Annotated in this window: 21 protein-coding genes; 11 read left to right on the top strand and 10 right to left on the bottom strand. The window is 56.3% G+C overall.

Annotation, left to right across the window (positions count from 1 at the left end):
* Window positions 1-60: 60 nt before the first annotated feature.
* The 7 genes from murA to HALTITAN_RS16445 form a co-directional block, all read right to left on the bottom strand.
* On the bottom strand, window positions 61-1323 hold the full coding sequence (murA, locus tag HALTITAN_RS16475; RefSeq protein WP_027959090.1) for a UDP-N-acetylglucosamine 1-carboxyvinyltransferase: 1263 nt from the start codon (window positions 1321-1323) through the stop codon (window positions 61-63).
* Between the two features lie 10 nt (window positions 1324-1333).
* Window positions 1334-1585, bottom strand: a complete 252-nt coding sequence (locus HALTITAN_RS16470; protein ID WP_022523927.1) for a BolA family protein — start codon at window positions 1583-1585, stop codon at window positions 1334-1336.
* A 93-nt stretch (window positions 1586-1678) separates the two neighbouring features.
* On the bottom strand, window positions 1679-2017 hold the full coding sequence (locus tag HALTITAN_RS16465) for an STAS domain-containing protein (protein ID WP_022523928.1): 339 nt from the start codon (window positions 2015-2017) through the stop codon (window positions 1679-1681).
* Entirely contained in the window at window positions 2014-2655 is a 642-nt protein-coding gene (locus HALTITAN_RS16460; RefSeq protein WP_083868817.1) for an MlaC/ttg2D family ABC transporter substrate-binding protein, read from the bottom strand. The genes HALTITAN_RS16465 and HALTITAN_RS16460 overlap by 4 nt, the downstream gene beginning before the upstream one ends.
* Window positions 2656-2745: 90 nt before the next feature.
* Window positions 2746-3210: an outer membrane lipid asymmetry maintenance protein MlaD gene (mlaD, locus tag HALTITAN_RS16455; RefSeq protein WP_022523930.1), complete on the bottom strand. Its 465-nt coding sequence runs from the start codon at window positions 3208-3210 to the stop codon at window positions 2746-2748.
* Window positions 3211-3226: 16 nt separating this feature from the next.
* Window positions 3227-4027: a lipid asymmetry maintenance ABC transporter permease subunit MlaE gene (gene mlaE, locus HALTITAN_RS16450; RefSeq protein ID WP_035539165.1), complete on the bottom strand. Its 801-nt coding sequence runs from the start codon at window positions 4025-4027 to the stop codon at window positions 3227-3229.
* A 67-nt stretch (window positions 4028-4094) separates the two neighbouring features.
* Window positions 4095-4907 carry an ATP-binding cassette domain-containing protein gene (locus HALTITAN_RS16445; RefSeq protein ID WP_027959086.1) on the bottom strand — a complete coding sequence of 271 codons (813 nt, stop codon included), beginning with the start codon at window positions 4905-4907 and terminating at the stop codon, window positions 4095-4097.
* Between the two features lie 326 nt (window positions 4908-5233).
* Here HALTITAN_RS16445 and HALTITAN_RS16440 point away from each other — a divergent pair, with 326 nt between their 5' ends.
* The 10 genes from HALTITAN_RS16440 (at window position 5234) to HALTITAN_RS16395 (ending at window position 12434) form a co-directional block, all read left to right on the top strand.
* Window positions 5234-6220, top strand: a complete 987-nt coding sequence (locus tag HALTITAN_RS16440; protein ID WP_022523933.1) for a KpsF/GutQ family sugar-phosphate isomerase — start codon at window positions 5234-5236, stop codon at window positions 6218-6220.
* Window positions 6221-6272: 52 nt separating this feature from the next.
* On the top strand, window positions 6273-6815 hold the full coding sequence (locus HALTITAN_RS16435) for a KdsC family phosphatase (RefSeq protein ID WP_022523934.1): 543 nt from the start codon (window positions 6273-6275) through the stop codon (window positions 6813-6815).
* The gene (lptC, locus tag HALTITAN_RS16430; protein WP_009287775.1) at window positions 6816-7385 is read left to right on the top strand and encodes an LPS export ABC transporter periplasmic protein LptC; all 570 of its coding nucleotides are present in this window, start codon (window positions 6816-6818) and stop codon (window positions 7383-7385) included.
* Window positions 7386-7396: 11 nt separating this feature from the next.
* The gene (gene lptA, locus HALTITAN_RS16425) at window positions 7397-7912 is read left to right on the top strand and encodes a lipopolysaccharide transport periplasmic protein LptA (protein WP_009287774.1); all 516 of its coding nucleotides are present in this window, start codon (window positions 7397-7399) and stop codon (window positions 7910-7912) included.
* An 11-nt stretch (window positions 7913-7923) separates the two neighbouring features.
* Window positions 7924-8673, top strand: a complete 750-nt coding sequence (gene lptB, locus HALTITAN_RS16420) for an LPS export ABC transporter ATP-binding protein (protein WP_022523936.1) — start codon at window positions 7924-7926, stop codon at window positions 8671-8673.
* Window positions 8674-8802: 129 nt separating this feature from the next.
* On the top strand, window positions 8803-10218 hold the full coding sequence (locus HALTITAN_RS16415; RefSeq protein ID WP_009287773.1) for an RNA polymerase factor sigma-54: 1416 nt from the start codon (window positions 8803-8805) through the stop codon (window positions 10216-10218).
* Between the two features lie 97 nt (window positions 10219-10315).
* Window positions 10316-10624: a ribosome hibernation-promoting factor, HPF/YfiA family gene (gene hpf / locus HALTITAN_RS16410; RefSeq protein ID WP_007114683.1), complete on the top strand. Its 309-nt coding sequence runs from the start codon at window positions 10316-10318 to the stop codon at window positions 10622-10624.
* Between the two features lie 4 nt (window positions 10625-10628).
* Window positions 10629-11099, top strand: coding sequence for a PTS sugar transporter subunit IIA (locus HALTITAN_RS16405; protein WP_039859784.1), 471 nt, complete (start codon window positions 10629-10631; stop codon window positions 11097-11099).
* 87 nt (window positions 11100-11186) lie between these two features.
* Complete coding sequence (rapZ, locus tag HALTITAN_RS16400; protein ID WP_039859783.1) at window positions 11187-12119, top strand: RNase adapter RapZ; 933 nt, start codon at window positions 11187-11189, stop codon at window positions 12117-12119.
* A 45-nt stretch (window positions 12120-12164) separates the two neighbouring features.
* Window positions 12165-12434 (top strand): HPr family phosphocarrier protein, encoded by a 270-nt coding sequence (locus HALTITAN_RS16395; RefSeq protein ID WP_027959080.1) that lies wholly within the window; start codon window positions 12165-12167, stop codon window positions 12432-12434.
* A 16-nt stretch (window positions 12435-12450) separates the two neighbouring features.
* Here the strand turns inward: HALTITAN_RS16395 and pmbA are convergent, their stop codons facing one another.
* Window positions 12451-13791 carry a metalloprotease PmbA gene (gene pmbA, locus HALTITAN_RS16390; RefSeq protein WP_027959079.1) on the bottom strand — a complete coding sequence of 447 codons (1341 nt, stop codon included), beginning with the start codon at window positions 13789-13791 and terminating at the stop codon, window positions 12451-12453.
* A 123-nt stretch (window positions 13792-13914) separates the two neighbouring features.
* Here pmbA and yjgA point away from each other — a divergent pair, with 123 nt between their 5' ends.
* Window positions 13915-14436 carry a ribosome biogenesis factor YjgA gene (yjgA, locus tag HALTITAN_RS16385; protein ID WP_039859781.1) on the top strand — a complete coding sequence of 174 codons (522 nt, stop codon included), beginning with the start codon at window positions 13915-13917 and terminating at the stop codon, window positions 14434-14436.
* A gap of 37 nt (window positions 14437-14473) precedes the next feature.
* Here yjgA and tldD read toward each other — a convergent pair whose 3' ends face one another.
* Both tldD and HALTITAN_RS16375 read right to left on the bottom strand, forming a co-directional pair.
* Window positions 14474-15925 carry a metalloprotease TldD gene (gene tldD, locus HALTITAN_RS16380; protein WP_039859780.1) on the bottom strand — a complete coding sequence of 484 codons (1452 nt, stop codon included), beginning with the start codon at window positions 15923-15925 and terminating at the stop codon, window positions 14474-14476.
* Window positions 15922-19773: a YhdP family phospholipid transporter gene (locus HALTITAN_RS16375; RefSeq protein WP_039859777.1), complete on the bottom strand. Its 3852-nt coding sequence runs from the start codon at window positions 19771-19773 to the stop codon at window positions 15922-15924. The genes tldD and HALTITAN_RS16375 overlap by 4 nt, the downstream gene beginning before the upstream one ends.
* Window position 19774: the final 1 nt, after the last annotated feature.

The raw sequence follows: 19774 nt of genomic DNA, 5'->3' as shown, positions 1-19774 counted from the left end.
GTGTTGCCCAGTGGTTATTAGCATGCAGGGGCTTAGCAGCAGAGACTCAGTAGAAATGGTCTAGCCAGGAATACGGCGAATGCGCGCACCCAGCAGCTGCAATTTCTCTTCGATACACTCGTAGCCACGGTCAATGTGATAGATGCGGTCTACTAGAGTTTCCCCCTCGGCCATCATGGCCGCAATCACCAGCGAAGCCGACGCGCGCAGATCGGTTGCCATTACCGGTGCACCGGAAAGCTTCTCGACCCCCTCGATCAAGGCGGTGTTGCCCTCCAGCACGATATTGGCGCCCATGCGGTTAAGCTCTTGAACATGCATAAAGCGGTTTTCGAAGATCGTCTCGACCACCCGAGAGTGCCCCACGGCCACTGCGTTCATGGCCACGAACTGCGCCTGCATATCGGTAGGGAACGCTGGATAAGGCGCAGTACGAATATTCACCGCCTTAGGCCGCTTGCCGTGCATATCCAGGGCGATCCAGTCGTCACCACTGGTGACTTCCGCACCCGCCTCTTCCAGCTTGGCAATGACCGCGTCCAGGATATCGGCCCGGGTGCGCTTGACCTTCACCCGTCCGCCAGTCATGGCGGCGGCAACTAGAAAGGTGCCTGTCTCGATACGGTCGGGCATGACATCGTGCTCGCAACCGTGCAGTTTTTCGACGCCTTCGATAGTAATGGTGTCAGTGCCTTGACCGCTGATTTTAGCGCCCATTTTGATCAAGCACTCAGCCAAGTCGACAATTTCAGGCTCGCGGGCAGCGTTTTCCAGAACGGTTTTGCCATCGGCTAGGGTCGCCGCCATCAGCAGGTTTTCGGTACCGGTCACTGTCACGGTATCAAAGTAGATAGTTGCCCCTTTTAGACGACCGTCCACCCGCGCGCGGATATAGCCAGCCTCAACGCGAATCTCCGCCCCCATGGCTTCTAAACCGCGAATATGCAAATCCACCGGGCGCGAGCCAATGGCGCAACCACCGGGTAGCGATACATCGGCTTTACCGAAGTGGGCAAGCAGAGGGCCCAACACCAGTATCGAGGCACGCATTTTCTTAACCAGCTCATACGGTGCGTGACACTGAGTGACTTGGGAGCCATCCAACTGAATACTCAGTTTTTCGCCCATCACCGGCTCAACGCCCATGCGGCCGAGCAGCTCTAAGGTGGTAGTAATATCCTGCAAGTGCGGCAAGTTACCAATCACCACGGGGCCATCGGCCAACAGGCTGGCACATAAAATAGGCAGCGCCGCATTTTTAGCGCCACTCACCCACACTTCACCGTCTACCGACCCATTGCCGGTAATGATTAATTTATCCATGGGGCGACCGTTATTGAACGTTTTCCGGTGCAGTTTGCCACTGCACCGGGGTAAACGTTTTGATGCTAATAGCGTGGAGCGCACCCGAGGCGATCTCATCGCTCAGCGCAGCGTAGACAAGCTGCTGACGTTTGACCGGAGAGAGACCTTCAAAGGCATCGCCAACCGCAATCACCTGAAAATTACAGCCTTCACCCTGGATATGGAACTGACATCCGTCGATACGGGATTCAAGCAGTGCTTTTACCTCGTTGGGTTGCATGGCGCAGAAAACTCCTTTGGGGTCATCGTTATTAATGAACGTAATTGGGTCGACATAATAAAGAAAAGCAGTGCGCTTGGCGATGCCGGAGCGTTAAATGGCCAGAGTAGCCGCAGGCTGATCAATCAAAGCATCCAACTCAGCCAGGGAGGCAAGTCGGCGTAGCGGCGCTGAAAAAAGAATGGCTTGGATATGGATACCGCGCTGCCGACAAATTCGAAGCCATTCAAACAGCACGCTAATGGCAGCGCTGCTAGCCTTCTCAATGCGACTAAAGTCCAAGCTGAGCGAAGTTAGCTCGGTGTGCTTGAGCCATTTAACACCACAGGCGGCCAAATCGGCCGCCAAGGATACCTCCACATCACCTTCCACCAGCAAGGTAGTGTTTTCTACACTAACCGTTACACTGGGGCGTGAAAACAGCACTGTCACGCATCGCCTCCCTGCTCAAGCTCTTCAACGCCCACTTCAGGTGACCATCCCTCAATAACCGCGTCATAATCACGATTGTTATCGCGCATGGCTTGGTCAAATTGATTGCGGAACGTCAGACCCAGATTAATACCGTTAACGATCACGTTAACCACCCGCCATTCGCCGTCGGAGAGTCTCAGGCTATAGCTTACGGGGTACACCTTGCCGTTATTGGCCACCACTTCCATGGCAACGCTGGCCTGGTCGTCATAGCGCTGAGCCTGCTGGGCATTCAGCACCCGCAGCTCATCATAATCAAACGTCACCAGTCCGCGGGTATAGGTATCAATCAGCGTTTGGCGAAACACATCGACAAAACGACGGCGCTGTTCCGGGGAAGCGTTGCGGAAGTAGTTCCCCATCACGCTGGCCCCGATATAGCGGAAATCCGCCACTTGTTCGAGGTTGCTATCCACTAACGCCTCAAGCTCGCTAAGATTATTGGCGTAATAATCCTTGCGACCTTCGAGTTCCGACATCAGTGACTCAACGTTATCGCGAATCATTGCTTCTGGTGTCTGAGACTGCGCCTGTGACTGCAGTGGCACCATTAACGCCGCCATCATCATTACCACCAATAACCAACGACCCATCATCAAGTTCACTCCATTCATAACCATCATCTCCCCACCCGGTATTGCACTGGGCCCGTTATCACACTGGATTAGTGCCTGCCGTTTGAAACACTAGTTAGTTGCCATATTGGACACAAACTGCTGGATAAGTTCTTCCAACACCAGTGCCGACTGGGTGTCACGAATCGTATCGCCATCCTCAAGCATTTCAGGGTCGCCGCCCACGCTAAGACCAATGTACTGCTCACCTAATAAGCCTGCAGTCAGGATCGAGGCAATCGAGTCTTTGGAGAGCTGACCCTCAAGCTCGCTATCCAGGCTAAGAACGACCCGCGCATCGAACCACTGCGTATCCAGCTCAATGGCTTCTACCCGCCCCACTGTCACACCCGCCATGGTGACCCTGGCACGGGGTTTTAAACTACCAATATTGGCGAAGTTGGCCTCTAACTGAAACGACTGCGTGGGCGCTGAGAGCGTCAGTCCACTCACACGTAGGCCGAGGAACACCAGCCCCAGAATGCCCGCCACCATAAACAGGCCCACACCGAACTCCATGGTTTTACTGCGTTTCATGAAACTGCTCCAGCCATTAAAGGCCGCCAAACATAATGGCGGTCAACACAAAATCAAGCCCCAATACTGCAAGCGACGAATACACCACCGTGCGCGTAGTAGCGCGGGAAATGCCTTCAGAAGTGGGCACCAAATCATAACCTTGAAATACCGCGATCCAGGTCACCACCAAAGCAAATACGGCGCTTTTGATCATGCCGTTACCGATATCACTGATAAAGGCTACATTGGCCTGCATGTTGCTCCAGTAAGAGCCCTCGAAGACGCCTAGCCACTCCACGCCCACCAAGTAGCCGCCCCAGATGCCCACGACACTAAACCCAACCGTTAAAATAGGCAGTGACACAAAGCCTGCCCATAGGCGTGGCGCCACCACGCGGCGCAGTGGGTCAACACCGATCATCTCCATGCTGGTGAGCTGCTCTGTCGCTTTCATTAAACCGATCTCGGCGGTGAGCGCAGATCCCGCCCGGCCAGCAAACAGTAGTGCTGCCACCACTGGGGCTAACTCCCTCAATAGCGACAGTGCCACCATTTGTCCCAGCGCCTGCTCAGCCCCGAAATCGACCAAAATGGTATAGCCCTGCAGTGCCAGCACCATGCCGATAAACAGCCCCGACACCAATACAATGGCTAACGAAAGCACGCCCACAAAGTGCATCTGGTGCAACCATAATCGCCAGCCTTCCCGGGAAGGCACGCCGACCACCGACTGGAATAGAAACACGCCAGCTCGACCCAATGCTTCCATTAAGTCGCACCCTCGGCGCCCCAGCCGTGTAACACGTGCGGCGCTATTAGAGAATTTTGACTGCATTAACTCTGCCCTTTATTTACCCTGCATTGGTGCATTTAAGCGCCTTATGTCACCCACTCTAGCGGTTCTATTTAACCGGAGCCCCGCCCAGAATATCGCGATAAAACGCCTCAGCGGGGTAGTGAAATGGTACCGGCCCATCAGGTTCGCCATGAATAAACTGGCTAACCCGGGGATCTTGATTTGTGTCCAGGGTTTGCGGTGTGCCATGGGCTACCACCTGGCCATCGGCGATCAGATAGAGATAGTCCGCAATGCTCAAGGTCTCCTTGATATCATGGGAGACCACCACCGAGGTTAGCTGCAGCGCTTGATTAAGGCGCTTGATTAGCTGCACCAACACGCCCATAGAGATGGGATCCTGACCAACAAACGGCTCATCATACAAAATCAGTTCTGGATCCAGCGCCACCGCACGAGCCAATGCGACCCGGCGCGCCATCCCTCCGGACAGCTCCGCAGGCGTTAAGTGTCGCGCTCCACGCAGGCCGACCGCCTGTAGCTTGAGCAACACCAGGTCACGCACCATAGTATCGGGTAAATCCGTATGCACCCGCAGCGGAAAGGCAACGTTTTCAAACACATCCAAATCAGAAAACAGCGCACCACTCTGAAACAGCATTCCCATCCGCTTGCGTAGCGTGAATAGCGCCTTCCGGGACAGTTTATGAACATCCTGCCCATCAATGAGTATTCGACCACTCTCCGGGGTTAGCTGGCCGCCGATCAGCTTCAGTAGCGTGGTTTTACCGGTACCACTTGGCCCCATGATCGCGGTTACTTTACCCCGCGGTATGGTCATATTCACACCACGGAAAATTTCGTGATCACCACGCGAAAAGTAAAGCTCTTCAATTTCTATAAAGGGTGCATCTGTCATGGATCAGTTGACTCTTAACGAGGCGCGACTAAAGCTGTATAGCATACCCTACTTGCGGCTATCGCAATTAGAAAACAGCGTTTCTAAAACATTATCGAACATTGTACTATAACGCTACAAGGCATTACTGCACGAATGGGCTTTCCTATTGTTCAGAGTTATCAAAGTTGCAAAGGCTTGCTTACCCTCGCCTAAACCTGCTCTCGGCCCTGGTGATGCGGGTATGCCCCCCAGGGAGTCGCCTCAATTACTGCCTATTAGAGGTGTCGAGATGTTATTCTTACCGGTTACTACTTTTATATTTTCATTTGTTAAGAGAAAACGCTATGCGCCAGCCTATCGCCCCCTCCAGCCTACTACGTGAAAGCGCACTGCGTACGCTACAAATCGAGCAGGCAGCGATTGGAGGCCTTCAGGCTAAGCTAGACGAAAGCTTTGATCGCGCCTGTGAGCTAATTCTCGCCTGCCAAGGTCGTGTAGTGGTGACCGGTATGGGCAAGTCGGGGCATATTGCTGGCAAGCTAGCGGCGACACTTGCCAGTACCGGCACGCCGGCTTTTTTCGTTCACCCCGGCGAAGCCAGCCATGGCGATCTAGGCATGATTACCCGCGCAGATGTAGTGTTGGCGCTCTCTAACTCGGGCGAAACTGCCGAAGTCACTGCTCTGCTACCACTGCTTAAACGCCTGGGCACACCGCTGGTCAGCATGACGGGGCGGCCCCACTCCACGCTTGCCAAGCACGCTGATGCGCACCTAAACAGTGGCGTCGAGCGTGAGGCTTGCCCGCTCGATCTAGCCCCCACCAGTTCCACCACCGCTGCCCTCGCCCTGGGTGATGCACTGGCGGTTGCGTTACTGGAAGCACGCGGCTTTACCGCTGAAGATTTTGCCCTCTCCCACCCCGGCGGCAGTTTGGGCAAGCGCTTACTGCTACGCGTTAGAGACCTCATGCACGACGGCGCACGCCTGCCCCAAGTCGCATTGGGCAGCCCGCTGCGCGACGCATTACTCGAAATTACCCGGCAAGGGCTTGGCTTTACCTGCGTAGTGGATAGCGAAGGACGATTAGCGGGGGTCTACACCGATGGCGATCTACGCCGCACGCTGGATCAATTCCATAATCTGCGCGACGTGCGCGTTGATGATGTCATGACCCGGCCGGGCAAGCGCATAGGCCCCGATATCCTGGCGGCCGAAGCGGTACGCATCATGGAAGAAAGCCGTATTACCGCGCTAGCGGTGGTTGATGAACAACAGCGCCCAATTGGGGCTCTACATATGCACGACCTGCTCGCCAGCGGCGTTATTTAACCCAGCGGCGCCAACACGACCTGCTTTACGAACTGATTGATATGGAGGTTCTATGACCCTACCTGCCTCGCTACTCGACCAACTCCGCCGTGTACGCCTGCTAGCACTGGATGTTGACGGCGTCCTTACCGATGGGCGCCTCTACTTTCAAGCCGATGGTATCGAAATCAAAGCATTCCACACCCAGGATGGCCACGGGCTAAAGCTTCTCAAACGCGTGGGCGTACATGTCGCGTTGATTACCGGGCGCGACTCCCCCATGGTTAGCCAACGCGCGGCGGCACTCGGCATTGACCATGTTCACCAAGGCTGTGAAGACAAGCTGGCCACACTGCGCGGGCTCTGCCAGCGCCTCGATATTGAACTAGAGCAGGTGGCTTATTGTGGCGACGACCTACCCGACCTAGCGGCTATCAAACGTTGCGGCGTCGGCATTACCGTGCCAAACGCGCCGGACTATATGCATACCCACGCCGACTGGACTACCGAACGCCTGGGTGGCCACGGTGCCGTGCGTGAGATCTGCGATACGCTGCTTGAATCTCAAGGACACTGGGGCGCGGTGCTCGACACCTATCTGCACGGCCGCACGTAAATGTTTAAACGCTTTAAAGTACGCCTCTGGTTAGCCGGGCTAGTCATCGCGCTGGGGATTCTGCTGGTATGGCTTGACCCCCGCGGGCCTCAAGACACCAGCATCGATCCCGAAGCACAGGCTCAGGAACCTGGCCACGTGCTGGAAAATGCCGAGATTACCCTATTCGGGGATAACGGCAGTGTCATGCAGTCGCTAAAAACACCGCGCCTTATCCATACCCCGCAGCGCAGCGAAACCTGGACGGAAGAGCCCGAGGCAGTACTGTATGACAGCGAAAACCGTCAGTGGCTGGCCAGCGCCGCTGTAGGCACGCTCAACACCGCTACCCAAGCCCTGCTGCTGTCAGGTTCGGCTCGACTGTTTGCACCAGATGAAGGCTGGCAGCTAGATACCGAGCTACTGCACTATGATGGCCTCGAGCAGCATGCCTGGAGTGACACACCGGTATTGATGCAGCAACCGCCGCAGCAAATGAGCGCTTCACGTATGGACGTTTGGCTTAACACCAGCCAGGTTCGCTTAACGGATAATGTGCGCGGCACGCACCCCCCGGCCACACAACGCTAATAGGAACCGCCATGAAAGCCATGATTTCCCCAGCCCTGCTCTACACTGCACTGTTCGGTTTAGCGATACCTTTATCAGTGTTAGCCCAAACCAACTCATCTTCCCAGGCCCCAGTGGAAGTGGAAGCCGACCGTTTAGATCTTGATCAGCGGGCAGGCACAGCTGTTTATACTGGGGATGTGGACATTCGCCAAGGCGAAATGCAACTGCGCGGCGAGCGGGTAGAGATCGAACGCAACGACGCGGGCGAACTCTCGACAGCCACCGCTACCGGTGAGCGCGCCTACTTGCGCCATCAAGGCGAAGGGCAAGAAGGCCCCACGGAAGGCTGGGCGCGGCGGATTATTTATCACGTCGCCGAGCGTCGCGTAGAGCTGATCGACCAAGCCGAACTGACCCAGCAAGAGGACACCTTTAGTGGCGGTCGCCTTGAGTATTTTATTGACCGAGAAGTGATTCAAGCGCGCTCTGACGTTGATGGCAGCGAGCCCCAGCGCATACGCATGACCCTTCAGCCTGAACAATAGGGAGCCTAGCTGTGGCCACTGCTGACACTGCGCCGATCAAAACCCTTTATGCCCACCACCTGGCTAAAAGCTACAAACGCCGCCGAGTGGTCAAAGACATCAATCTGGAGATATCCCAAGGCAGTGTCGTTGGCCTTTTGGGCCCCAACGGCGCGGGCAAAACCACCTCATTTTATATGATTGTTGGGCTGGTCAAATCCGACGCTGGCAAGGTGGGTATCGACGATGTGGATTTAACGCGCGCCCCCATGCACGAGCGCGCAGCCGCGGGGATTGGCTATCTACCTCAAGAGGCGTCTATTTTCCGCAAACTCTCGGTTGCCGAGAATATTATGGCGATACTCGAGACCCGCAAAGAGCTTAACCGCAGCGATCGCGAACAGCGCCTGGAAGCGCTACTCGAAGACTTCCATATCACCCATATTCGCGACAACCTGGGCATGAGCCTTTCGGGCGGCGAGCGCAGGCGTGTAGAAATAGCCCGCTCGCTAGCCACAGAGCCCGCTTTTATTCTGCTCGATGAGCCTTTTGCGGGCGTTGACCCCATCTCGGTAGGTGAGATTAAAACCATCATTCGTGCACTGAAACAGCGCCATATCGGCGTGCTGATCACCGATCACAACGTGCGTGAAACACTAGACATTTGCGATATCGCCTATATCGTCGGCGATGGGCAAATCATCGCCAGTGGCTCGCCCGCCTCGATTCTCACCAACCAAAAAGTAAGGGATGTGTATTTGGGCGCCGATTTTCGCCTGTAATGTTTTTGCCTTAATCGCCCCTAAATAGCGCTTTAAAACAACTTTACGACCAATGGCATGCTTATTGCACTTGCGCCAAGCACTCACTCGCACTAGGGTGGAGCATTCTGATTAACGAGTGGTTCTCAGATGGTCATGAAAGCTTCTCTCCAACTGCGTATCGGCACACAGCTGACCATGACGCCCCAGTTGCAGCAGGCCATTGCGCTGCTGCAACTCTCTACGCTGGATCTTCGTCAAGAAATTCAGCAGGCCCTCGATGCCAATCCCATGCTGGAGCAGGAAGATGAATTTAGTGAACAGGCTGTCAGCGAGCCTAAGGAAGAAGAGTGGTCAGAGAGCATCCCTACTGAGCTCTCGGTAGATAGCGACTGGTCAGATACCTATCAAGATATGGGAAGCCAGGGGGGCAGCAGCAGCGAAGGCCCCGACTTTGAGCGCCAGGCAGCCGGGCAGAGCCTTCATGGCCACCTGCTGTGGCAACTCGCCATGACCGATTTTAGCGCTCGCGAGCAGCTTGTCGCGGAAAGTTTAATCGACGCGCTAGACGCCAACGGCTACCTGACCCAGCCGCTCAACGACATCCGTGAAGGGCTTCGTGCCCAGGGCATTGACGGGCTAAGCCAGCGCGAAGTGGAAACCATTCTACTCAAGCTCCAGCAGTTTGAGCCGACCGGCATATTTGCCCGTGACTTGCGTGAATGCTTGATGCTGCAGCTCGCCGCTCTCCCCGATCATACGCCACTGCTGGTTCCCGCCCGCCGCTTGGTGCGGCAGTTTCTCGAAGCGCTTGGCAAAGACGATATGCGTCTGCTGAAACGCCGTCTAGGGCTCGACGACGAACAGCTGGCCGATGTCATCCTGCTTATTCGCAGCCTAGACCCACGCCCAGGCAGCGCCTACGGCGACACCGATGACAGCTATGTCACCCCCGATCTAGTCGTCCGCCACGATAATGAAGGCTGGCATTTAGAGCTCAACCCCGAGGCCCTGCCACGGCTGCGCATTCAGCCCGACTACGCCAGCTTGATTAAGCGTGCGGATAAAAGCGATGACAACCAGTTTCTCAAAGAGCACTTGCAGGAAGCGCGCTGGTTGATCAAGAGCCTCTCTAGCCGAAACGATACGCTGCTGCGTGTTGGTCGCGAAATCATTACCCGCCAGATTGGCTTTTTAGAGCACGGCGAAGAAGCCATGAAACCACTGATACTGGCCGACATTGCCGAAGCCGTGGAGATGCACGAGTCGACTATTTCACGGGTAACGACGCAAAAATATATCCATACACCCCGTGGTGTGTTTGAACTCAAATACTTTTTCTCAAGCCAGGTGAGCGGTCAAGATGGCGACAGCCACTCCAGCACCGCCATCCGTGCACGACTCAAGAAACTGATTCAAGAGGAGCCGCCCGGCAAGCCGCTTTCAGACAGCCGCTTAGTGACGCTATTAGGCGAAGGAGGGATTCAAGTGGCGCGTCGTACGGTGGCGAAATACCGTGAAGCCATGGGCATTCCCTCTTCCAGTGAACGGCGTCGTTTGCGCTAACTTCGTTAACGTTTCAGGGAAACTCTCGACAAGGGCTTTGCAACGCGGCAAAAAGGGTTACAATCGAAGTACAGTCCGATGGATAAGGAGCACGTCAATGCAAGTAAATATCACTGGTCATCACGTAGAACTGACTGACGCCTTGCGTGACTATGTCAACGAGAAGCTTGAGCGTGTAGAGCGCCATTACGACAATATAACTACGGTGCAAGTCACCTTATCAGTGGAGAAAGAGCGCCAGCAGGCCGCCTGTACGCTGCACGCCGCAGGTGCTGACTTACATGCGGAAGCCCTAGACAGTGATATGTACGCCGCTATCGACGCATTAGCGGACAAAATCGACCGTCAACTCGTTAAACACAAGGAAAAAGCACAAGCTCGCGCCCAAGGCGCCGGTGTGCGTTAATTCAATGACGTTGGAAACCATACTCCCCCCGGAACGCGTTCTGTTCGACGTCCCCGGGGGCAGCAAAAAAAGGGTGCTGGAGTTTTACAGCACCTTTATCGCCCAAAATATCCCCAGCCTGGACAGCCAAGAAGTGTTTAGCCGTTTAATCGGCCGCGAGCGCTTAGGTAGTACGGGTATTGGTAACGGCGTGGCTATTCCTCATGCGCGTAGCCCCCACTGCAACGCCCCTATCGCTGGATTTTTGAAACTGGCTGAAGCGATCGATTTTGACGCTATCGACGGCGACCCGGTAGATCTGGTGTTTGTCCTGTTGGTACCCGAAGAGGCAGATGACACGCATCTCTCACTACTGGGTCAGGTAGCGACCATCATGAATGATGCGGACACGCGCCAGCAACTGCGTAAAGCAGCCAGCCAGCGCGAACTGCTTGAGCTGATTACCGCCAAAATTCGCGAGCAATCAGCGGCCTAAGGGTCTGAAACCCTGTTCAGGGCAGATCACAGCAGGTTATCCGCTCACCACCCTCAACGCAGCTTGATCAAAGCAAAGAGAGACTCTATGCAACTGGTGATCATTAGCGGCCGCTCCGGGTCAGGTAAATCTATCGCCTTGCAAGCGCTGGAAGATCTTGGCTACTACGCGATTGATAACCTCCCAGCTATGTTGCTGGGGTCGTTGGTGGATGAACTGCGTGACCAGGGCGACCGAGCACATTTAGCGGTGAGTATTGATGCCCGCAATTTGCCGGGAGCTCTGGAGCGCCTGCCCTCTTTATTAGACGAGTTGCGCCAGCGTAAAATCGACTTTCAAGTTATTTACCTGACCACCGATGCGCGCATACTGCTTGAGCGTTACTCAGCAACGCGTCGCCGTCATCCGCTGACCCGCGATAGCGAAATGACGCTGGAAGAGGCGATCAATAAAGAAGAGACGACGCTAGAGGATATTCGCGATCTGGCCGATCTATTGATCGATACATCACGATTATCGGTGCACGATTTACGCCGTCGCATTACCGACCAAGTAGCCCATCAGCGGCGCGGCAAGCTGACGCTAACGCTGGAATCGTTTGGGTATAAACGCGGCGTACCGTTAGACGCCGACCTGGTCTTCGATGTGCGCTGCCTGCCAAATCCGTACTGGGATCCAACGCTGCGCCAGTTCACTGGCCGCGACGCGGAAATCGTGGCTTTTTTGAACAGCTATCCGATTGTTGATGCCATGAGCGACGACATCTTGGCCTGGCTAGAGCGTTGGCTACCCGCTTACCAGAATAGCCAACGTAGCTACATGACTATCGCGATTGGCTGTACTGGTGGCCAGCACCGCTCGGTCTATATGGCCGAGAAGTTAGCGGAAAAATTGACTCCTAGCATGGGCGAAGTTCAACTTCGCCACCGCGAACTGGGTCTGCACTACACCATAAGCGAACAGTTGGCCGCTCCCCTCGTCAGCGCTTCCACACCTAACGAGCGGCCAGAGACCTCTTAAGCGCGTCTATCCATTAATGACACCACTCGGCGAAAAGGAACCAGGGTGCCAGAACGCATACTTACACTTACCAATCAACGCGGGCTACACGCTCGCGCGGCGACAAAACTGGTCAAATGCGGCCAACAGTTCACGGCAAAAATACGCGTTTACAAACAGCAACAGGCCGCCGACGCCGCCAATATCATGTCACTGCTGATGCTTGCCGCACCTTGTGGCACCGAGCTTAGAATCACCGCCGAAGGCGATGACGCCGAACAGGCGCTTGAAGCGATTCAAGCGCTGTTCGACGCCCGCTTTGAGGAGGATCAGTAAGCCGCCGCTTGGCTTGTTAGTCCCCCGCCACGGTCATGGCATCAATCAACCAGCTACCCGTGTGAACACTGCCACGGGTATCAGTGTCATCGCCAATACCTACTAAGCCAGCAAACATCCGCTCCAGGTTTCCGGCAATGGTGAACTCTTCGACCGGGTACTGCACCTTTCCATTTTCGACCCAAAAACCTGCTGCACCGCGGGAATAGTCACCGGTCACACCGTTGACACCTTGGCCCATCAACTCAGTCACCCAAATACCCCGCCCCATCTCTTGCAACAAGCTTTCGCGTGATTGCAGTGGCGTTGCTAAACGCACGTTACGTGCCCCACCGGCATTGCCCGTGGTTTGCATATCGAGACGACGAGCGCTGTAAGAAGAGAGCATATAGCTGGCAATGCGTCCCTGATCGATAAAGCGATTATTGCGCGTTTGCACGCCCTCGCCATCAAACGGTGAGCTTGCCGTGGCGCCAATCTCCATTGGCCGCTCTTCGAGACTAAACCAGTCGGGAAACAATGGTGTACCGAGCCGGTCGCACAAAAACGAGGCCTGCCGGTAAAGCGCACCACCGGCTAACCCACCGAGCAGGTGGCCAATCAAGCCACTGGCCAACGATGGGTCAAACAGCACCGGAAAGGTGCCCGTTGGCGGCCGTTTAGCACCTAGCCTGCGCAGCGTACGCATCGCGGCTTCGCGCCCCACCTCAGCGGGGTCACGTAGCGCCTTGGGGTCACGGGCAGAGGTGTAGTCATAATCACGCTGCATACCGCTCGCGTCTTGGGCAATCAGCATGCAAGAAAGAGAGTGACTACTGCCCTTTTGGGTACCTAAAAAGCCGTGGCTATTGGCGTAAACGCGCACCCCTTCGCCACTGGAGAGAGACGCGCCATCTGACTGTGAGATGCCGTCAACGTCTCGCCCCGCCTGCTCGCAGGCAAGCGCTAACTCAATCGCCTCATCCGTTGTGAGCGCCCAGGGGTAGTGCACTTTTAGATCGGGTAACTCAGTAGCCATAAGGGAGGCATCGGCCAGCCCTGCGGCCGGGTCTTCGCCGGTATAGCGGGCAATCGCCAGCGCTTTCTCTACGGCTGCCTGGATCGAGGCACTGCTGGCATCAGTGGATGAAGCGCTGCCTTTACGTTGACCCACGTATAGCGTGACGGCAATGCCTTGGTCACGGGATAACTCAACCGTTTCAACTTCGCCCAGGCGTACGCTAACGCCTATACCCTGATCGACGCTTGCGCCTACTTCGGCAGCATCCGCGCCCAAGCGCTTCGCCAGCGCTAACGCCTCTTCGGCGCGCGCGGTCAATAGCGACTGCTGCGCGGATGCATCAAATGCCTGTGCCATATGGCCTCCTATTTCAACCGAATGCCTCTCAACCAAAGTCTTGCAAGAGAGTGTCATCGGCGAATCAATGTTGTACTCGCAGCTGGTATAATGCCGCCACGAATCTTGTCTGTGAGTCACACTATGCGTAAGCAACGTCCCGATCCCGTTGAAGTAGAAGAACAGGAAGAACGCCCTAGCAAGTCGCAACTCAAACGCGAAATGCATGCCTTACAGGCACTTGGGGAAACCTTAATCGCCATGCGACCGGCGGAACGCGCCCGTTTCCCCCTCTCTGACGATATGCTACGCGCTATCGAGGAAACCTCGCGTATTCGCTCCCATGAAGGTCGCCGCCGCCATATGCAGTATGTCGGTAAGCTGATCCGTAAAGAGGATCTTACCGCCATTCAAGCCGTGTTCGACTCCATCGACCAGGAGCAAGAGCAGCGCGACCACGCGTTCCACCGACTGGAAAAATGGCGGGAACGCTTAATTGACGAGGGCGATGCGGCAGTTGACCTGTTTATGGCGGAGCACCCCGACGCCGATCGCCAGACACTGCGTCAATTGATTCGCAACGCCCAGCGGGAACGCGAACAGGGCAAACCGCCGACCAGCTCGCGCAAGCTCTTCAAACACCTGCGCGAAACCCTCGCACTTTAAAAACAGCCTCTTTAAGACGGTTTTTCAAGACCGCCTATCAAGACTGCGTGCCGCCGACGGTCAGCTCATCCAATTTCAGGGTGGGCTGGCCCACACCCACCGGCACGCCCTGCCCTTCTTTACCACACACGCCAATGCCGGTATCCAGCGCCATATCATGGCCAATCATGGAAACACGCTGCATCGCTTCCGGCCCGTTACCAATCAAGGTGGCGCCTTTCAGCGGCACCGTCACCTTACCGTCTTCAATCAAGTAGGCTTCGCTGGCAGAGAACACAAATTTGCCAGAGGTGATATCCACCTGCCCGCCCCCAAAGCTCACCGCGTAAATACCGCGCTTAACGCTTTTGATAATATCGCTGGGCTCATCTTGGCCCGCAAGCATGACCGTATTCGTCATGCGCGGCATCGGCAGGTGGGCAAAGGATTCGCGTCGCGCATTGCCTGTGGGAGCCATGCCCATTAAGCGGGCATTGAGTTTGTCCTGCATATAGCCAGTCAAAATGCCGTCTTCGATAAGCGGCGTGTATTGGCCCGGCGTGCCCTCGTCATCCACGCTCATCGAGCCACGGCAATCAGATAGTGTCGCATCATCGACAATCGTCACACCTTTTGCGGCCACGCGCTCGCCCATTTTGCCAGCAAAAGCGGAACTGCCCTTACGGTTGAAATCCCCTTCCAAACCATGGCCGACGGCTTCATGAAGCAAAATTCCCGGCCACCCCGACGCCAGCACCACAGGCATTTGCCCCGCGGGCGCATCGACGGCTTCCAGGTTGACCAGTGCCTGACGCACCGCCTCTTTGGCGTACTGCTCGGCAACTTGGTCATCGCGCAGCTTGGCCATGGAGTAACGGCCACCGCCGCCCGCACTGCCGCGTTCACGACGACCATTTTTAACCGCGATAACGCTGACATTAAAGCGCACCAGCGGGCGAATATCCGCCGCCAAGGTGCCATCGCTTGCCCTCACCAGCACTACTTCGTAGGTACCTGAAAGAGAAGCACTCACTTGACTGATGCTCGGGTCTGCAGCACGCGCGATTTTGTCAGCCTGTTTTAGCATGGCGACTTTGTCTTCCGCGCTTAGCCCGGCCAGGGGGTCGATTCCCGCATAGCGCGACATGGCGGATACCGGGCGCACCAACTGTCCAGGCAGACGTTGACCTCTGCGGACGATGCCTGCCGCCGTGCGGCCGGTGTCCATTAGCGCATCGGCCGTTATTTGGTTGGAGTAGGCAAAGCCAGTCTTTTCACCTGCCAGTGAGCGTACGCCGACGCCACCGTCAATATTGTAGCTGGCCTCTTTTACCTCTCCATCCTCCAGTACCCAGCCCTCTTGCCAGGTACGCTGGAAATAGAGATCGGCATAGTCAATGCCCGCGCCCATGGCGTAGCCCAACCCCGTTTCCAGAGCCTCTAAATCGAGCCCTCCGGGGGTCAACAGAATGGCGGCGGCCGTATCTACATCACTTTTATATGCGGTCATTGGGGGCCTTCTAAAGTAACCTGCGGCGAAGTCCAAGGGCCTCGCACGCGATAATGGAGTGTCGTGGCGCGATCTAAGGCGTCGCCAAACAGCTGGTCAGCAAGGAACAGCGCTCCACCCACGATGGGTGCGCCAACGGCAATCGCCGCGATCGGTAAACTTTGCGTCACTGGTAGTGTGACGCCAAGCCGCTGGTCAAGTTCACGCGTCACCAGGTTGACACTGCCGGTAAGCGTTAGGGTGGTGGCCGGAGTATCAATTTGCAATGGCCCGCGCAGCGTCAGCAACTCACCAGTAACATCAGCCGTCCCCTTAACACGGTCAAATGCCGTGCCGCGGCCGGTAACGTCGGAAAAATCCAAGCGTAGACGACGTAAAATATTATCGAAATTGAGCAAGCCAATTAAGCGCGCAGGTGCCGATTCCAGAGTGACAAAGCGGCCATCACGAATGTCGGTACTGATATAGCCATCTGAGCGGCTTAACTCCAACTGCCAGGGCGCCCCCGGCCAATCAAGCGAAGCAGCCACATCGGCACTTCGGCTACGCATGGCCACCGGTTGGTCAAGACGCTCAAGGGCGGTGCCGATGTCGCCACCCTGAATCGTAATGTCCGCACGGGTATGACTGGAAACAGCGTCCCCCTCCCAGTAAAGCTCACCTCGCGCAGAGAGCTGACCCAGGGTTAAGCCAACGGGGGTAAGCGAAAAACGCTCGCCGTCAGTTTTCCAGTAAGCAGTCAAAGGGCCGAAGCGGCGCGGCCCCATAGCAATTTCGGCTAAGCGTAATCGTCCATTGGGCACATCGGCTAGCCAATCAGGAATGGCCACAGGCACCTTGCGCTGGGTATCGACCGTTTCCATCCAGGAGTCTGGCATCGGAGCATCGCTGTCGTGTTCAACATTGGCTAACGCCAGCAAGCGATCAAGCGCCAGCGCTTCAATGGCCACATCTAACGGTTGCGGTGATTGAGCATCGTACAGTAAATGCCCAGTGACCAGATTACCGCTTAGCCCCAAATCGATCCGGCTATCGTTCACGCCTCCCGACGCGTTAAGGCTGCCTAAACACTCCCTTTGGTAAACCACACAGGGTGTGGCTAACGAGACCGCCAACGGTATTTGAGTACCTCCACCCGACGCACTGAGCAACCCGCTGGGCATTAGCGGTGAAATCGCCTGCTGCCACGCTAGCGGGTCAATGCGAGGTAGGGCAGCATCGATACTAACCCCTGGCTGGGAGGGCCAGTCGGGCAGGCGCACCGCCTGGCTGCCTAAATTTAGCGTCCCGGCAAGCGAGCCATTAAGCTGTTGCAGTCGTGCAGAAGCGATATCGGCTAGGCGGCTTTCGATACGTTTTGTGTCCATATCGGCGGTTAATGTCCAGGGCCAGGCCTGCTGTGACGATTTTGCAAAGGGCTCGGGAAGATGACTGGTGACGCCGACTAAACGACTCTCCAAGCGCAGGATGGGCGTTGGCGTTAGGGCGACACTGCCCTGCCACTCTAGCGGTCCTTCTAGCGGCATACGCCCTTGACTATTCAACCCTGCAAGCCCAAAAAGCGCCCCAGTGGTGACACTCCCCTGCAGCTGTATGTCGTTGCGTTGAGTATCAATATCAGCGTTGATAGGGCCTCCCAGCAACTGCCCACTAACCTCACCGACGAGACCTGAACTCTTCCCGTTTTGAAGCCAGGCGAGATCCCCCTCAACCGATTGAAGACGTAGATCGAGCGGTTTATACACCACTTCCGGAAAGCGTGGCCGAGCATTGATTTCCAGTTGCAGCGCTTCAGGGTTTGCCAACGGCAACGACAACGCAATATCGCCGTTAACGCCACCCGTTACGCGCAAATCACTTAGTGGGGAAAGATCAATCTCGGGCATTGCCTGTAAAAATGATATCAGCGCTGGCCCATCCGATTTTAACTGCCCCGAAAGGTTGAGCGTCTCATCCTCCATCACCACCTCACCCTCTGAAGCAGTGATGCCATGGCTCTGGGCGTTATCAATTTCAGCTTCTAACACTCTGTTTTGCCACTTTAAGCGCCCCTCGACGTCGTCAAGACGTGGCCAGCCTGGCGCGATCGGCAAATGTCCTTGGGTCACCGCCAGAGCGAGCGTTGCAGTAAAGTCGTTGGCGGTCGCCCCTTCGCCTAACGGTTGGCTAAGCTGCAGAGAGCCCTCGCTCACGTAGCCACCAATATCATTAAGCAGCCATTCGCGAAGCTCGTCATCCATGACGCTGAGCGGCAACCACTGGGCCAGCGGACGCTCAACAGCATCCACGTCACTGAAATTGAGGTCTAAACCAAAATGCCCGCGCTGATTACCCGTCACCAAACCAAAGCCGCCCGCTATCTGGGCGCCGTCCCAGTCGACGCTTAGGCGCTTGCCACTCACCATGGTATTGGGGCCGTCGTATACCCACTCCACTTCCCCTTCAGCACGTCGCAGTTGCATGGGAGCGGCAAAAAACTCAGGAAAGTAGAGAGTGCTTTCACCGTTGCTGCTAAACAGCACGCGGCCGCGTAAATCCCGCGCCTGTACCCAGGCATCCAGCGGGCCTCCGCCCGGTGCCTGCTGCCACGGTGAGACCTCCACGCCGGTTAGCGCCGCATCCACTCCCCAGTGACCATCCTGCTGCCCCACGTGCAACCCCTCGACTTGCCCACGGGGAGCAAGGGTTTGCAATACCCTGGTGACGGATTCAGGGAGCAATACGTAGTCACGCCAAGCGGTCAGCGAGGCAAGCTCAAAGGCGCTGGTGCGCACTTCCCACTGTCCTGGTTGGTGGGTGGCATGCCAGTGGCGTGGCAACGCTGGCCCAACGTTACCTCCAGGGGGCTGGGCCCACTCAACGCTCTCCGCGTCGCCGCTTAGCCACGCCTCACCACCTTCGCCGTCGCGCTGCCACAGGCCATTAGCCTTAATATCTCTTAACACCGCGTACTGAACCTGGTGGCGAAGCGTCAACTGTGGAACGTCGACGGCAACACGAGCTTCCTCAAGGCGCCCGGTGGTCCAACGCCCCCATAGCCGCGCACTGCCCCCGGCTTGCTCTAAATAGGCGGCATGATCAGGCCGAAACATATCCGCCAGAACCACTAACTGATCAAGCTGAATATCCAACTGCAGTGCTGCCGAAAAATCGCTAAAACCCCGTCGGCCGGGCTGCATTTCGACCTTCATTTCCGCCGCAGGAAGGTCTATATCGCGAGCCTGCTCTAACGATGGGGCGATATTGATGGCGCCCTCTAACCTTGTGCGCCGCTCATCACCGGTCAGCAGCAGTGTCTGAGCATGCAGCATCACGGTGTCGTCTTTGCCGTGCAGTACAACCCGCGTGTCATCCACCCACAGGCGTTGGCGTAGAATCAAGCCCGCCCAGCTATCAATTGTGGCCAGATCCACATCGGGTTCTGCTGCCATCAATAGCGGTAACTCCGCAGGCTCAGGCCACTGTAAAGACCTCCCCGAACCTTGATAGAGGTGAAACTGTGTACCACTGATACGCGCATCACTAAAAATCGGTGCCAGATTGGCAAACGACGCCCAGGTATCTAAGCGCAGCCCCGCATGCTCAAGGGAAAAGAGTGCTTGGCCATCAGGGGTTTCCGCGTTCACCCCGTCAAGCCGTAGCAGTAGATCGCTACGCGCTAGCGATAGCGATAAGCGCTCGATGGTCACCGGCACGCCAATGCGCGCCTCGAGTAACGCTTCAATGTGGGGGGTAAGGGCATCGGATTGGCTGATCGCTAGACGCAGCAGTAACAGCAGCACAGCCGCGCTGCCCAAAAGCCAGGCCGCTATCAGCAAACTCCAACGCACCAGCGAACGAGTCAGCATG

It is taken from the genome of Vreelandella titanicae BH1 (assembly GCF_000336575.1).
In the GTDB taxonomy this organism is placed as follows: domain Bacteria; phylum Pseudomonadota; class Gammaproteobacteria; order Pseudomonadales; family Halomonadaceae; genus Vreelandella; species Vreelandella titanicae.
Note: the sequence above shows the minus strand (reverse complement) of the source record. Positions and strands in the feature narration are given on the sequence as shown.

Coding starts and splice junctions, on each gene's coding strand:
- murA (WP_027959090.1), bottom strand. CDS start 1,323: ATGGATAAATTAATCATTACCGGCAATGGGTCGGTAGACGGTGAAGTG.
- HALTITAN_RS16470 (WP_022523927.1), bottom strand. CDS start 1,585: ATGCAACCCAACGAGGTAAAAGCACTGCTTGAATCCCGTATCGACGGA.
- HALTITAN_RS16460 (WP_083868817.1), bottom strand. CDS start 2,655: ATGATGGGTCGTTGGTTATTGGTGGTAATGATGATGGCGGCGTTAATG.
- mlaD (WP_022523930.1), bottom strand. CDS start 3,210: ATGAAACGCAGTAAAACCATGGAGTTCGGTGTGGGCCTGTTTATGGTG.
- mlaE (WP_035539165.1), bottom strand. CDS start 4,027: ATGCAGTCAAAATTCTCTAATAGCGCCGCACGTGTTACACGGCTGGGG.
- HALTITAN_RS16445 (WP_027959086.1), bottom strand. CDS start 4,907: ATGACAGATGCACCCTTTATAGAAATTGAAGAGCTTTACTTTTCGCGT.
- HALTITAN_RS16440 (WP_022523933.1), top strand. CDS start 5,234: ATGCGCCAGCCTATCGCCCCCTCCAGCCTACTACGTGAAAGCGCACTG.
- HALTITAN_RS16435 (WP_022523934.1), top strand. CDS start 6,273: ATGACCCTACCTGCCTCGCTACTCGACCAACTCCGCCGTGTACGCCTG.
- lptC (WP_009287775.1), top strand. CDS start 6,816: ATGTTTAAACGCTTTAAAGTACGCCTCTGGTTAGCCGGGCTAGTCATC.
- lptA (WP_009287774.1), top strand. CDS start 7,397: ATGAAAGCCATGATTTCCCCAGCCCTGCTCTACACTGCACTGTTCGGT.
- HALTITAN_RS16415 (WP_009287773.1), top strand. CDS start 8,803: ATGGTCATGAAAGCTTCTCTCCAACTGCGTATCGGCACACAGCTGACC.
- hpf (WP_007114683.1), top strand. CDS start 10,316: ATGCAAGTAAATATCACTGGTCATCACGTAGAACTGACTGACGCCTTG.
- HALTITAN_RS16405 (WP_039859784.1), top strand. CDS start 10,629: ATGACGTTGGAAACCATACTCCCCCCGGAACGCGTTCTGTTCGACGTC.
- rapZ (WP_039859783.1), top strand. CDS start 11,187: ATGCAACTGGTGATCATTAGCGGCCGCTCCGGGTCAGGTAAATCTATC.
- pmbA (WP_027959079.1), bottom strand. CDS start 13,791: ATGGCACAGGCATTTGATGCATCCGCGCAGCAGTCGCTATTGACCGCG.
- yjgA (WP_039859781.1), top strand. CDS start 13,915: ATGCGTAAGCAACGTCCCGATCCCGTTGAAGTAGAAGAACAGGAAGAA.
- tldD (WP_039859780.1), bottom strand. CDS start 15,925: ATGACCGCATATAAAAGTGATGTAGATACGGCCGCCGCCATTCTGTTG.
- HALTITAN_RS16375 (WP_039859777.1), bottom strand. CDS start 19,773: ATGCTGACTCGTTCGCTGGTGCGTTGGAGTTTGCTGATAGCGGCCTGG.